This is a genomic window from Pandoraea commovens (genome assembly GCF_024704525.1).
In the GTDB taxonomy this organism is placed as follows: Bacteria; Pseudomonadota; Gammaproteobacteria; order Burkholderiales; family Burkholderiaceae; genus Pandoraea; species Pandoraea commovens.
Genome location: NZ_CP102780.1, coordinates 1,577,960 through 1,591,300, shown reverse-complemented (window position 1 = coordinate 1,591,300; position 13,341 = coordinate 1,577,960). Strand labels below are relative to the sequence as shown.

Below are 13,341 nucleotides of genomic sequence, written 5' to 3'. Positions count from 1 at the left end.
GATAAATACTAAACTGAACGTTTAGTTTATAAATAACGACACCGTATTGAAACACACTGGCAGACGACTCTGCCAACGGTGCGTCGGATCGGAGAACGGAATGCTGAAGTCTGACACAGTTTTTTCTTCCTTTGACCTGCCTGTCGGCGAGACGATTGCCGACACCGGCATCACGCCGGACGAACAATGCGTGCGCGAGGATCTCGCAGCGGCGTACCGACTGTGTGCGATCAACGGATGGGACGATCTCGTCTACACGCATCTGTCGGCGAGGGTGCCCGGCCCGTCGCATCACTTTCTCGTCAACCCGCTTGGTCTGTCGTTTCACGAGATCACCGCGTCGAACCTGGTGAAGATCGATCTGGACGGGCGTGTCGTGGGGCAATCACCATACCGCCCCAATGCGGCGGGCTTCGTGATTCACGGGTGCATTCATGCGGCACGTGAAGACGCCGCCTGCGTAATGCACTTGCACACCGAAGCGGGCATGGCGTTGTCCGCGCTCGAAGACGGACTGCTGCCGATCACGCAGCACGCCATGCGCTTCGTCGGACGGCTCGGATACCACGATTACGAGGGCATTGCTCTCACCATCGACGAAAGGGATCGCCTGCTCACCGACCTCGGTAATCATGCGGCCCTTATTCTGCGCAATCACGGCACGCTGACGGTCGGCCGCTCGGTGGGGCATGCCTTCGTGGAGATGTTCTATCTGGAGAAGGCCGCACGCGCGCAATTGCTGGCGCAGAGTACCGGAGCGCGATTGCGGATTCCGCCGCATCACGTGGCTGTGCTGACCGCACAGCAGTGGGTGACGGACATGCGCGGCTCGGGCGATCGTGAGTGGCCGTCGCTGCTGCGCCAACTGGCCCGCGACGGGCACGATTACAAACAGTGATTCCCCGGTAGCACCGACAGCAGCGGGATAGCTTTGCGAAGTGGCGTCAGGTAGTACGTATCAGGCAGTTGGTAGTCATCAGCACTCAAAAACAGAACCATGACGGAGACACCCCTTGAACCCGACCATCGCATCAACGGCGAGTCAACCCGTGGCGGGCAGCGATAACGCTGCCGCACTGGACTCGCGCATCGCGCAGGAAACCATCGGCCAGCTATTTCGCCGCATCCTGCCCTTCCTGATTCTCTGCTATATCGTGGCCTTCCTCGATCGTGTAAACGTCGGCTTCGCGGCGTTGCACATGAACGGCGACCTCGGGTTCACCGCCACCGTCTACGGCTTTGGTGCGGGCATCTTCTCCATCGGCTACTTCGTCTTCGAGGTGCCGAGCAACCTGATCCTCCACCGCGTGGGCGCGCGCATCTGGATTGCGCGGATCATGGTGACGTGGGGCGTCGTCTCGGCGGGCTTCGCGTTCGTCTCAGGCGAGACGTCCTTCTATGTCATGCGCTTCCTGCTCGGCGTTGCCGAAGCGGGTTTCTTCCCCGGAATCGTGCTGTATCTGAGCCTCTGGTTCCCCGGACGCGCGATGGCGCGCGCCACGGCGATCTTCATTCTCGGGTTGCCGCTGGCCGTGCTGATCGGCGCCCCGCTCTCGACGTGGATTCTCACATCGTTCCATGAATTTGCCGGGCTGCGCGGCTGGCAATGGATGTTCCTGCTCGAAGGCGGGCTCGCCGTGGTGGTAGGCGTTGTGGCTTACTTCGTGCTGGGCAATGCCCCGGACAAGGCGACGTGGCTCAACGAGTCGCAACGTGAGTGGCTCGTTCGCACGCTGGCGCAGGAGAAGGCAGCCAAAGAACGCGCGCGCCAGTATGGTGTGATGGAGACGCTGCTCTCGGGCAAGGTGCTGCTGCTGGCATTCGCCATCTTCTGCAATATCACGGCACTGTTCGGTATCACGCTGTGGATGCCGCAGATCATCAAGGGCATTGGCGGACTGGACAACACGCGGGCCGGCTTGCTGAGCGCCGTGCCGTATGTGTGTGCGGGTGTGGCGATGGTCGTGAACGCGCGGCACTCTGACAAGACCGGTGAGCGCCGCTGGCACATTCTGCTACCGGCGGCCATCGGCGCCATCGGGTTGGTGATGGCGGGGAATGCCGCGTCGCCCTACGTCGGGATTCTCGGATTGTGCATCGCGGCGGCTGGGATTCTGGCGTCGAACATTCTGTTCTGGCCGATGGTGCCGATGTTCCTGACGGGTGCAGCCGCCGCCGCCGGGATCGGGTTGGTGAACTCCGTGGGCAACCTCGGCGGTTTCGTCGGCCCGTATCTGACGGGTTGGGCCAAGGACACCTTTGGCGGATACGGCGCGAGCATGACCACGCTCGGTGCGATGGTGCTGGCCTACGGCGTACTGCTGTTCGTTTTCCTTACCGTGAGCGCACGGCGTGTAGATAGCGTCGATGCGGGCACCACGGGTATTGCGAGGTCGTCATGAATATTGCCAGTACGCTCGCCCGCGCGGCCCAGCGCCACCCCGGGCATGTTGCCACCTATGTCGGCGACGCGCCGCAGTACGACTACGCGACACTCGCGCGACGGTGTGCTGCCATCGCAGCCGGGTTGCGCTCAATGGATCTGCCCGACGGCGCACGCGTCGCGCTCTGGATGCGCAACCGTCCCGAGTATCTCGAATGGCTCTATGCGATCTGGTGGGCCGGGCTGGTGGCCGTGCCCATCAACGCGAAACTGCATCCGCGCGAGGCCGCTTTCATCGTCAATGACGCCGAGGCTGCGGTATTGCTTGCGGAGGCGGAAGACCTGCTAGCGGTTCGAGACCATATCGGCAGTCAGGTGACGGGCTTTGCGCCGGAGGACGCGCAAATTGCCCGTTGGCTGGCAAGCGATGCGAGCGGCGAGGTGGCGTCCCGCGAGAATACCGATCTGGCGTGGATCTTCTATACGTCGGGGACGACAGGGCGTCCGAAGGGAGTGATGCTCTCGCATCGCAACCTCTGGTCGATGGCGGCCTGCTATATGACGGACGTCGACGCCGTGGGGCGCGACGACCGCACGCTATATGCCGCCCCCATGTCGCACGGCGCCGGACTCTACAGCGTCGTGTTCATGATGCAGGCGGCGGGGCATATCTTCCCCGCGTCGGGTGGCTTCGATGCGGAGGAAATGTTTGCGCTGGCCGAGACGCTTGGCAATGTCTCCTGCTTCGCCGCGCCGACGATGGTCAATCGGCTGGTGCGGCACACGCAGGCCTCAGGCGCTTCTTCGGCGGGATTCAAGACCCTCGTCTATGGCGGCGGGCCGATGTATTCGGCCGACATCGAGCGCGCGTTGTCGGTAATGGGTTCGCGGTTCGTGCAGATCTACGGGCAGGGGGAGTCACCGATGACGATCACGGTGTTGCCACGCGACGAAATCGCGGCGACGGCACACCCTCGATGGTCGCAACGACTGGCATCGGTCGGCCATGCCCACGCCATGGTGGAGGTGGCGGTGGTCGATGACGACGGCGTACCTGTAGCCACCGGCGAACCGGGCGAAGTCGTGGTCCGCGGCGATGTCGTGATGCAAGGCTATTGGCGCAATCCGGAAGCGACCGCCAAGACGCTGCGCGACGGCTGGCTGTGGACGGGCGACATCGGTGTGCTGGATGACGACGGCTTCCTCACTCTCAAGGATCGCTCGAAGGACGTGATCATCTCCGGCGGCACGAATATCTACCCGCGCGAGGTCGAAGAGGTGCTGCTCCGTGCAGATGGCGTGGCCGAGGTGGCCGTGATCGGCGAAGTCGACGCAGAATGGGGCGAGGTGGTCGTGGCCTATGTCGTCTGCACGCCCGGCGTGACGCTCGATAGTGCGATGCTGGATGCGTATTGCCTCGAACACATCGCGCGGTTCAAGCGCCCTAAACGCTACGTCGCCGTGGACGCCCTACCGAAGAACCACTACGGCAAGGTCTTGAAAACAGCGTTGCGAACGCTCTGAGTGAATTGAGCGCGTGATCGACTGACGCACAAAACAAAAAAGCCCGCTAGTTAGCGGGCTGATTCGTTCAAAGCAAGATGCTTGGCGGAGAGGGTGGGATTCGAACCCACGGTACGGTATAACCGTACACCGGATTTCGAGTCCGGCGCATTCGACCACTCTGCCACCTCTCCAAGCGTTCTTTCTGCTTTGGTTCGCTGCCTGAGTGGCCTCAAGCAGCGAGAAAGAGATTATAGCCGAATTTATTTTTCCGGCAACCCCTTTTGCAAAGTTTTTTACGCTGCGGGCTCAAGACGCTCGATGCCGCCCATGTACGGACGCAGCACGTCCGGCACCGTCACCGAACCATCGGCATTCTGATAGTTCTCAAGCACCGCCACCAGTGCGCGTCCCACCGCGAGACCCGAACCGTTCAGCGTGTGCACCAGCTCCGGCTTGTTCTGCGCATTGCGGAAACGTGCCTGCATCCGGCGTGCCTGGAAGCTCTCCATGTTCGAGCACGACGAAATCTCGCGATACGTGTTCTGCGCCGGAATCCACACTTCCATGTCGTACGTCTTCGCGCTGCCAAAGCCCATGTCGCCCGTGCACAGCACGAGCGTGCGGTACGGCAATCCAAGCTTCTGCAGAATCGTTTCCGCATGCCCCACCAGCGTCTCGAGCGCGTCGTACGACTCTTCCGGACGCACCACATGCACCAACTCGACCTTGTCGAACTGATGCTGACGAATCATGCCGCGCGTGTCCTTGCCATAGCTGCCCGCCTCCGAGCGGAAGCACGGCGTATGCGCCACCATGCGCATCGGCAACGCATCGTTCGGCAGCAGTTCGTCACGCACCAGATTCGTCAGCGACACTTCCGCCGTCGGAATCAGATAGAAGTTCTCGATACGCTCGCCCTCTTCACCACCGACCTTGCGCGGCACCTTGAACAGGTCGTCCTCGAACTTCGGCAACTGACCCGTGCCACGCATCGACGCCGCATTCACGATGTACGGCACGTACGTTTCCGTATAGCCGTGCTCGCTCGTGTGCGTGTCGAGCATGAACTGCGCGAGCGCACGATGCAGACGTGCAATGCCGCCCTTCATCACCGAAAAACGGGCACCGGCAAGCTTGGCCGCTGCGTCGAAATCCAGACCCAGCGCGGCGCCGAGATCGACGTGATCGCGCGGCGTGAAGTCGAACTCTCGCGGCGTGCCCCAGCGGCGCACTTCCACGTTCTGCGTTTCGTCCTTTCCGACCGGCACGCTCTCGTGCGGCAGATTCGGCACGCCCAGCAACAAATCCGACAGACGCGTCTGAATCTCTTCAAGACGCACCGACGACGCCTTGAGCGTGTCAGCGATGCCGCCGACTTCGGCGATCTCGGCCGAGGCGTCCTCGCCCTTGCCCTTCTTCATGCCGACCTGCTTCGACAACGCATTGCGACGCGCCTGAAGCTCCTCGGTTTGCGTCTGAATCTGCTTGCGCTCCGCCTCGAGCGCAGCGAATGCCGCCACATCCAGCGTGAAGCCGCGCGCTTTGAGTCGCGCAGCAACGCCGTCGAGATCCTTGCGAAGAAGTTGAATGTCGAGCATGGTGGGAAATCTATTGTGAGCGGCCCACGTGGGTGGACCATGAATTGGGTGTTGGCCGACGGCGGCGTTGCCAGTGCATTCTCGCCGACGACGGCACTAATGGCGGGATTTTACCAAACGCGCAGCGCTGTGACGCGATTTGACGCGTCGCCAAGCGCCGAGACGCTGCGGCGGCTCGTTACGGCCGCCCGACCCGCACGGCAGCGCGCCAACTCACGCGGACTCGTCGTCCCCGGATTCCGCTGGCGGTGACTTCTCGGAAGATAAGGATGGAGAGGACGTTTTCCCAGCCGTCGGCGTCTTCGCCGGGGCATCGGTTTTGCGTCCCTTGGCATTCGCACGACGCCACTCGGCATCGAGCGACTTCAGCCAGTTCAGCTTCTCCCCGATCTTGCCTTCCAGACCGCGCGGCACAGGACGATACCAGTTCTGCGCACGCAGATCATCGGGGAAATACGTCTCACCGGCCGCATAGGCATCCGGCTCGTCGTGGGCGTAGCGATACTCGTGACCGTAGCCGAGTTCTTTCATCAGCTTGGTCGGCGCATTGCGCAAATGGATAGGCACCGCGCGCGACTTGTCCTTGCCGACGAACGCCCGCGCCTGGTTGTACGCGTTGTAACCCGCATTCGACTTCGGGGCCGATGCGAGATACAGAATCGCCTGCGCCAACGCCAGTTCGCCCTCGGGCGTGCCAAGACGCTCGTACGTCTCCGCCGCATCCAGCGCAATACGCGCCGCTCGCGGGTCGGCCAGCCCGATGTCTTCCCACGCCATGCGCACGATCCGGCGCGCCAGATAACGCGGATCGGCACCACCGTCGAGCATGCGACAGAACCAGTACAGCGCGCCGTCCGGCGAACTGCCGCGCACCGACTTGTGCAGCGCGCTGATCTGATCGTAGAACGCGTCGCCGCCCTTGTCGAAGCGACGCAGATTCTCGGCGAGCACGCTGGCCAGCAGCGCCTCGTCGATCGTCTCCATGTCTTGGGACATCGCCGCCTGCGCCACGATTTCGACGTTGTTCAACAGCTTGCGGCCGTCGCCATCCGCCGAGTCGATCAGCCCCTGACGCGCTTCGTCCGTGAATCCGATATCGCCCAACTCATGCGCGGCGCGCGTGACCATCTCGCCGAGTTCTTCGTCGTTCAGGCTCTTGAGCACATACACGGCCGCGCGCGAGAGCAATGCGCCATTCACTTCGAACGACGGGTTCTCCGTCGTCGCGCCGACAAAGATGAACAGACCGGATTCGACGTGCGGCAGGAAGGCATCCTGCTGTGCCTTGTTGAAGCGATGCACTTCATCGACGAACACGACCGTCTGCTTGCCCTGTCCGCGCTGAATCTGTGCAGCCTCGACGGCGTCGCGAATGTCCTTCACACCGGAGAGCACGGCCGACAGCGCAATGAAGTAGGCTTTGAAGGCGTCCGCCATCAGGCGCGCGAGCGTCGTCTTGCCGACACCCGGCGGCCCCCAGAGAATCATCGAATGCGGACGGCCCGCTTCAAATGCCACGCGCAAAGGCTTTCCCTTGCCCAGCAGGTGACGCTGGCCAATCACATCGTCGATGGTATGGGGGCGAAGGCGCTCGGCCAAAGGCACCGAAGCCGACAAAGGGGCGTCGTTTGGCATGTTCTCAAGCAGTGCGGCCGGGGATGTCCCCGGCCGCAGTCAGATAATCAGATATCCCATTATGCCAGCCCGATGACAGGCACGCCTGCAAAGCGCTTCTCGGACGATGCCGGGCGGCAGGGACGAAGGTCAGCGCAAGCTCAACCCTTGATCACGTCCGCCCCTTTGGGCACCGTGAACTTGAAGTTGCCCGCCGGTAGCGGCGGATTCTTCTGCATGTTGCTGAACGTAAGCAAGGTCACGTTGCCGAACGCGTCGTACAGTTCCATCGCGGCGAGGTTGCCGTCGCGAAAACCGATGCCCACGCGCTGGAACTGCGTGTCCTGCGCCTTTGGCCTAAGCTCGACCCAGTCGATGCCGTTCTTCACCCCGGCGTCCTTGAGCGTGAAGCTCTTTTCAATGTCATTGCTACCGAACAGGATCGCCGCCGGGCTTGCGCCCAAGGAATCACCCAGCTTGCGCTCCGTGACCTGATTCAGATCCTTGTCGTAGACGTAGAGCGTCGTGCCGTCCGCCTGCAACAGCTGATCGTAAGGCTTGGTGTAGTGCCAGACGAACTGGCCGGGACGCGAGAACTCGAACGTGCCCGACGCATTGTTCGTCACCTTCATCTCGCCGTTCTGCTGTCCCTTCACCTGCTTCTGCTCGAAGTCGCCGCGCGCCGACTTCACCTGCGCCGCGAACGCCTTGAGTTGCGCCGTACCGCTTGCATAAGCCGGTGCGACCAGCGCCGCCAGCGTCACACCGACAGCACCCACCATGAGCGGCAAGCCGCGCTTGAATCCCAGCATATTCTTTATTCTCCCTCGCGATTCGGCACCAGAATTTCCCGGTTACCGTTGCTCGCCATCGCCGACACGACGCCTGACTGTTCCATCTGTTCGAGCAGGCGCGCCGCCCGGTTGTAGCCGATGCGCAAATGGCGCTGCACCAGCGAGATCGACGCGCGGCGCTGCTTGAGCACCACAGCCACGGCCTGATCGTATAGAGGATCGGACTCGCCGCCCCCCTCGCCAGTTCCACCGCCTGCGCCGCCCGCACCGTCGATACCACCGTCTTCGCCTTCGACCGCACCGTCGAGAAGACCTTCGACGTAGTTGGCCTCGCCCTGTTCCTTGAGCCGCTCGACCACGCGATGCACTTCGTCATCGGCCACGAACGCACCGTGCACACGCAACGGCAACCCGGTGCCCGGCGGCATGTACAGCATGTCGCCCATACCCAGCAGCGTCTCGGCGCCCTGTTGGTCCAGAATCGTGCGCGAATCGATCTTCGACGACACCTGGAACGCCACCCGCGTTGGCACGTTGGCCTTGATCAGACCGGTAATGACGTCGACCGACGGACGCTGCGTCGCCAGAATCAGGTGAATGCCCGCCGCGCGCGCCTTCTGTGCAATCCGCGCGATCAGCTCTTCGACCTTCTTTCCGACGACCATCATCAGGTCGGCCAACTCGTCGATCACGACCACGATGTACGGCAGACGCTGCAACGGCTCGGGTTCTTCCGGCGTCAGCGAGAACGGATTCGGAATATGTTCTTCGCGCTTGGCGGCGTCGTCGATCTTGTTGTTGTAGCCCGCCAGATTGCGAACGCCCAGCTTGCTCATCAGCTTGTAGCGGCGCTCCATCTCGGCCACCACCCAGTTCAGCGCGTGACCGGCCTGACGCATATCCGTCACCACCGGGCACAACAGATGCTGGATGCCCTCGTACATGCTCATTTCGAGCATCTTCGGATCGATCAGAATGAGTCGGACCTGCTCGGCCGTCGCCTTGTACAGCAGCGACAGAATCATGGCGTTGATCCCCACCGACTTGCCCGAACCGGTCGTACCGGCCACGAGCAAGTGAGGCATCTTCGCCAGATCGGCCACGACCGGCTTGCCGCCGATGTCCTTACCGAGCGCGAGCGTCAGCAGCGACGACGAACTGTTGTAGACCTCAGAGCCGAGGATCTCCGTCATCCGCACCGTCTGACGACGCGGATTCGGCAACTCCAGCCCCATGAAATTCTTACCGGGGATGGTTTCGACCACACGGATCGACACCAGCGAAAGCGAACGCGCCAGATCCTTGGCCAGATTCACGATCTGACTGCCCTTCACGCCCGTGGCGGGTTCGATTTCGTAACGCGTGATGACGGGGCCGGGATAAGCGGCCACGACGCTCACTTCCACGCCGAAATCCTTGAGCTTCTTCTCGATCAGGCGCGACGTGAACTCCAGCGTCTCGCCCGACACGGTTTCCTGTGCAACCGGCGCCGGGTCGAGCAACGCCAGCGGCGGCAGGATCGAGTCCGGCAGGTCGGCAAACAACGGCGCCTGCTTTTCCTTCTCGACCCGCTCGCTCTTGGGCACCACCTTGACCGGCGGCACGATCTGCACCGGCTCGTGGACTTCCGCCCTGACCCGGTTCTGGACGACCGCACCTTCACGCGCAATCGCCGCTTCCTCGCCCATCCGACGGTCCTGACGCGCCTCGCGGCGACGACGGATCACAGTACCGGTATCGAGAATCAGCGCACCGACCTTTTCGGCGGCGGACAACCAGGAGAAATGGAACAGCAGCGACAGGCCGAAGGCGAAGATCAGCAGCAAGGCCAGCGTGCCGCCAGTGAAGCCCAGTGCATGCTGGAAGAAGCCACCGACGGTCTCGCCGATGACGCCGCCCGACGCGCGCGGCAACTGGGCCTTGAGACGGTACAGACGCAGGGATTCGATACCGGCGCTCGAGAGCAGCACCATGAGGGAAGAGACGATCTCCACCCAGCCGCCGCTCGCGAGGCGTTCGCGCAACGGAGGCGCTTCGCGTTTGGCGGAGATGCGGCGGTAGCCGGAAATCACGCGGCGGGCGATGAACACCACCAGCCAGTAGGCGGACAGACCGAGCATGAGCAGCAGCATATCGGCGACCCACGCGCCGACGCGTCCCGCCCAGTTGGCGATACGCTCCACATGCGCCGCATGCGTCCAGCTGGGGTCCAGACGGCTGTAAGAGAACAACGCCATCAACAGGAATACCATCAGCGCGACCTGCGCCATCCAGCGGATTTCATGGAAGAGGTGCGTCACCCGATTGGGCAACGACGATCCGGCACCAGCAGAGTAGGAAGATTTCGTCGTCATCAAGCCATGCGGTTGGGCGGGCAGACGGGCGGCCTGCCGCGCAGCAATGCTCCATTGTAAACAACTATTACATCGATTAACGCATGAGCACGTCAGGAAAGCGTGACAAGCCGTAACCGCGCCACTCCCGAGCGATTTGCCGGACGCCGGGACGCCCGGTGGCAAAGCGAAGTCGGTGAACAGGCCGCCGCTCCCCTCGCCCACACCCGGCGCACTTGCATCCGATGCATCTGCCCCCAAATTTGAGAGACGTCCCGGCGCGGGGCCTTCGAACGTTCGTCCGGTGTAGTCACCGGACCCCCAACGCCCGCCCGAAGGCTATCGCCTCGATTGTGAGGCTCCATCAACGAAACATCGTCGGCCCTTTATAATGTCGGTTTGCGCCGGAGCCCCGGTCGCGCGCCAGGCGGTGCGCGTTCAGGGGCCCGACGCCAGCACCCAACCCCTTTCCGGTGAGTTCCATGTCTGCTGCCAAGCACGCCAAAGTCCTGATTCTCGGTTCCGGCCCCGCCGGCTATAGCGCCGCCGTGTACGCCGCGCGCGCCAACCTCAACCCGGTGCTGATCACCGGTATCGCCCAGGGCGGTCAGTTGATGACCACCACGGACGTCGAGAACTGGCCCGGCGACCCGACCGGCGTGCAAGGCCCGGAACTGATGGCCCGCATGCAGGCACATGCCGAGCACTTCAACACCGAGATGATTTTCGATCACATCCATACGGTGCATCTGAACGAGCGCCCGCTGCGTCTGATCGGCGACTCCGGCGAATACACGGCCGACGCCCTGATCATCGCGACCGGCGCTTCGGCGCAGTACCTCGGCCTGCCGTCGGAAGAAGCCTTCTCGGGCCGCGGCGTCTCTGCCTGCGCCACGTGCGACGGCTTCTTCTATCGCGGCAAGGAAGTCTGCGTGGTCGGCGGCGGCAACACCGCTGTCGAAGAAGCGCTGTACCTCTCGAACATCGCCAGCAAGGTCACCGTGATCCACCGCCGCGACAAGTTCCGCGCCGAGCCGATCCTGATCGACCGTCTGCTGGAAAAGGCCAAGCAAGGCGTGGTCGAACTGAAGTACGACAGCGTGCTCGACGAAGTGACGGGCGACGACAGCGGCGTGACCGGCGTTCGTATCAAGAACACCAAGACGGGCGCGCATGAAGACATCTCGCTGCACGGCGTGTTCATCGCCATCGGCCACAAGCCGAACACGGATATCTTCGACGGTCAGCTCGAAATGAAGAACGGCTACATCGTCACGCACAGCGGCCTGAATGGCAACGCCACGGCCACCAGCGTGCCGGGCGTGTTTGCCGCTGGCGACGTGCAGGATCACATCTACCGTCAGGCCATTACCAGCGCAGGCACGGGTTGCATGGCCGCGCTCGACGCCCAGCGTTACCTCGAAAACCTCGACCAGTAATCGCTCTCGCGCGTTTTTACGCCTGACGGCGGCGCCCCGGCTGTGTGATCTTTCATGCAGCCGGGGCGCCGTCTTCGCTTGTAGCGTCGCCATCATCTTCGTTACGTGGCGTCACGAGCCGTTATGATTCGGAAACGCGCCTTCGCTACCGCGCAGACGCAACGCGCCGCAACACACCATTTTGTCCTCCCTTTGAACGTCCTTGTTCGCACGATCATGAGCAAGAAACCACCGAAACTCAGCCTCAGCGACCTCTCCAACTTCCGTGACGCGCTCGCGACCGAGAGCGCCGCACGCGAAGCCGAACGCATCGCTGCCGCCAAGCGCGCCGCGCAGGCCAAACGCGATGCCAACGTGTTCCGCGACAGCGTCGGCGAGATCGCCCCGCTTGCCAGCAAAGGCTCGACCAATCGCGTCGAGCACCCGCGCTTCCCGCCCGAACCGGTGGCGCGTCAGACCGAGGAAGACGAAGCCGCAGTGCTTCACGAATCCCTGTCCGACGAGTTCGACCCCGAAGCGTTGCTCGACACGGACGACCGCTTGTCGTATCGCCGTCCCGGCATCAGCCACGATGCCGTGCTGAAGCTGCAACGCGGCGACTGGGTGGTGCAGGCGCAGATCGACCTGCACGGCATGCGTCGCGACGAAGCCCGCGAAGCGCTCTCCACCTTTCTGCACGACGCCGTCAAGCGCGGCCTGCGCTGCATTCGCGTAATTCACGGCAAGGGCCTCGGCTCGGTGAACCGTGAGCCGGTCCTCAAGGACAAGGTGCGCGGCTGGCTCGCCCAGAAGAACGAAGTGCTGGCATGGGCGCAAGCGCAAGGACGCGACGGCGGGGGCGGTGCGCTGGTAGTATTGCTCCAGGCTTCGCAGGCCCGGGGCGCGCGCGCGGGCGACTGACGCGCACCTGCGCCAGATGCCGCATCCCGCCAGCCACCGCTGGCATTGAAGATGTCACCGCCGATCACGACGTATTGACGAGGGACTGTCCACCGTCCCCAACAGGATTCGCCGATGATTCACGAGATGAGCGCTCAACTGCATACGATCCTGGCCGTCATGGAGGCCATCGCCGTATTGTCGTGCGCCATCTCCGGCTTCGCGGAAGCCCGCAAGCAGCATCTCGATCCGGTCGGCGCGTTCGTGCTGGCCTTCGCGACCGCCTTCGGCGGCGGCACGTTGCGCGACGTGCTGCTCGACCACCGCCCCTTCTACTGGGTCCAGCATCAGTGGTACTCGGTCATCATCCTCGTGTTGTCGTTGTCCACAGGCGTCGTGCTGAAGCTCGTCTCACGCGTGGCGACGGAGCGCGTGCTGCTCATTACGGACGCCATCGGTCTTGGGTTCTTCAGCGCGTCCGGCACATCGCTCGCGTTGCAGACCGATATGTCGGCGTTCATGTCGGTGATGATGGGCGTGATTACCGGCGTGGGCGGCGGCGTGATCCGCGACATCCTCTGTAACGAGGTACCGCTGGTATTGCGCGACACACGACCGTACGCCGTGTGTGCGTTCATTGGGGGATGGATCTACATCGCGCTGACTTACGCCGACCTCGATCCCGTCTACACCTTGTCGATCAGCGCGTTTTCCGTGATTTTCGTGCGGCTGATCACCGTCGCATTCGACGTGCGCCTCAAGTCCTGAGCCGATCCGGCACCGGCACCGCCAAAA

10 protein-coding genes and 1 tRNA gene are annotated in these 13,341 nt (G+C 62.9%); 6 read left to right on the top strand and 5 right to left on the bottom strand.

Going from position 1 to position 13,341, the window contains the following annotated elements:
• Positions 1-100 precede the first annotated feature (100 nt).
• The 3 genes from NTU39_RS07670 to NTU39_RS07660 all read left to right on the top strand — a co-directional run bounded on the left by NTU39_RS07670 (position 101) and on the right by NTU39_RS07660 (position 3,907).
• Positions 101-898, top strand: coding sequence for a class II aldolase/adducin family protein (locus NTU39_RS07670; protein ID WP_257959600.1), 798 nt, complete (start codon positions 101-103; stop codon positions 896-898).
• A gap of 115 nt (positions 899-1,013) precedes the next feature.
• Positions 1,014-2,402 carry an MFS transporter gene (locus NTU39_RS07665; protein WP_257959599.1) on the top strand — a complete coding sequence of 463 codons (1,389 nt, stop codon included), beginning with the start codon at positions 1,014-1,016 and terminating at the stop codon, positions 2,400-2,402.
• Complete coding sequence (locus tag NTU39_RS07660; RefSeq protein ID WP_257959598.1) at positions 2,399-3,907, top strand: class I adenylate-forming enzyme family protein; 1,509 nt, start codon at positions 2,399-2,401, stop codon at positions 3,905-3,907. The genes NTU39_RS07665 and NTU39_RS07660 overlap by 4 nt, the downstream gene beginning before the upstream one ends.
• Before the next feature lie 82 nt (positions 3,908-3,989).
• Here the strand turns inward: NTU39_RS07660 and NTU39_RS07655 are convergent.
• The 5 genes from NTU39_RS07655 to NTU39_RS07635 form a co-directional block, all read right to left on the bottom strand.
• Positions 3,990-4,080 (bottom strand) — tRNA-Ser (locus tag NTU39_RS07655).
• Between the two features lie 102 nt (positions 4,081-4,182).
• Positions 4,183-5,487: a serine--tRNA ligase gene (gene serS / locus NTU39_RS07650; RefSeq protein ID WP_150665071.1), complete on the bottom strand. Its 1,305-nt coding sequence runs from the start codon at positions 5,485-5,487 to the stop codon at positions 4,183-4,185.
• Positions 5,488-5,700: 213 nt separating this feature from the next.
• Positions 5,701-7,122, bottom strand: coding sequence for a replication-associated recombination protein A (locus NTU39_RS07645; RefSeq protein ID WP_150665072.1), 1,422 nt, complete (start codon positions 7,120-7,122; stop codon positions 5,701-5,703).
• 140 nt (positions 7,123-7,262) lie between these two features.
• On the bottom strand, positions 7,263-7,913 hold the full coding sequence (gene lolA, locus NTU39_RS07640) for an outer membrane lipoprotein chaperone LolA (RefSeq protein ID WP_150665073.1): 651 nt from the start codon (positions 7,911-7,913) through the stop codon (positions 7,263-7,265).
• Between the two features lie 5 nt (positions 7,914-7,918).
• Complete coding sequence (locus NTU39_RS07635; RefSeq protein ID WP_150665074.1) at positions 7,919-10,249, bottom strand: DNA translocase FtsK; 2,331 nt, start codon at positions 10,247-10,249, stop codon at positions 7,919-7,921.
• A gap of 461 nt (positions 10,250-10,710) precedes the next feature.
• On the opposite strand from NTU39_RS07635, the gene trxB reads away from it, so the two are divergent.
• From trxB to NTU39_RS07620, 3 genes are all read left to right on the top strand, one after another.
• Positions 10,711-11,667 carry a thioredoxin-disulfide reductase gene (gene trxB / locus NTU39_RS07630; protein WP_069342590.1) on the top strand — a complete coding sequence of 319 codons (957 nt, stop codon included), beginning with the start codon at positions 10,711-10,713 and terminating at the stop codon, positions 11,665-11,667.
• 216 nt (positions 11,668-11,883) lie between these two features.
• The gene (locus tag NTU39_RS07625; protein WP_150665075.1) at positions 11,884-12,567 is read left to right on the top strand and encodes a Smr/MutS family protein; all 684 of its coding nucleotides are present in this window, start codon (positions 11,884-11,886) and stop codon (positions 12,565-12,567) included.
• A gap of 126 nt (positions 12,568-12,693) precedes the next feature.
• Positions 12,694-13,314, top strand: a complete 621-nt coding sequence (locus NTU39_RS07620; RefSeq protein WP_039403915.1) for a trimeric intracellular cation channel family protein — start codon at positions 12,694-12,696, stop codon at positions 13,312-13,314.
• Positions 13,315-13,341: the final 27 nt, after the last annotated feature.

What these genes read in the sequence shown, in the direction of transcription:
- NTU39_RS07670 (WP_257959600.1), top strand. Translation starts at nt 101, where the DNA reads ATGCTGAAGTCTGACACAGTTTTTTCTTCCTTTGACCTGCCTGTCGGC.
- NTU39_RS07660 (WP_257959598.1), top strand. Translation starts at nt 2,399, where the DNA reads ATGAATATTGCCAGTACGCTCGCCCGCGCGGCCCAGCGCCACCCCGGG.
- serS (WP_150665071.1), bottom strand. Translation starts at nt 5,487, where the DNA reads ATGCTCGACATTCAACTTCTTCGCAAGGATCTCGACGGCGTTGCTGCG.
- NTU39_RS07645 (WP_150665072.1), bottom strand. Translation starts at nt 7,122, where the DNA reads ATGCCAAACGACGCCCCTTTGTCGGCTTCGGTGCCTTTGGCCGAGCGC.
- lolA (WP_150665073.1), bottom strand. Translation starts at nt 7,913, where the DNA reads ATGCTGGGATTCAAGCGCGGCTTGCCGCTCATGGTGGGTGCTGTCGGT.
- NTU39_RS07635 (WP_150665074.1), bottom strand. Translation starts at nt 10,249, where the DNA reads ATGACGACGAAATCTTCCTACTCTGCTGGTGCCGGATCGTCGTTGCCC.
- trxB (WP_069342590.1), top strand. Translation starts at nt 10,711, where the DNA reads ATGTCTGCTGCCAAGCACGCCAAAGTCCTGATTCTCGGTTCCGGCCCC.
- NTU39_RS07625 (WP_150665075.1), top strand. Translation starts at nt 11,884, where the DNA reads ATGAGCAAGAAACCACCGAAACTCAGCCTCAGCGACCTCTCCAACTTC.
- NTU39_RS07620 (WP_039403915.1), top strand. Translation starts at nt 12,694, where the DNA reads ATGAGCGCTCAACTGCATACGATCCTGGCCGTCATGGAGGCCATCGCC.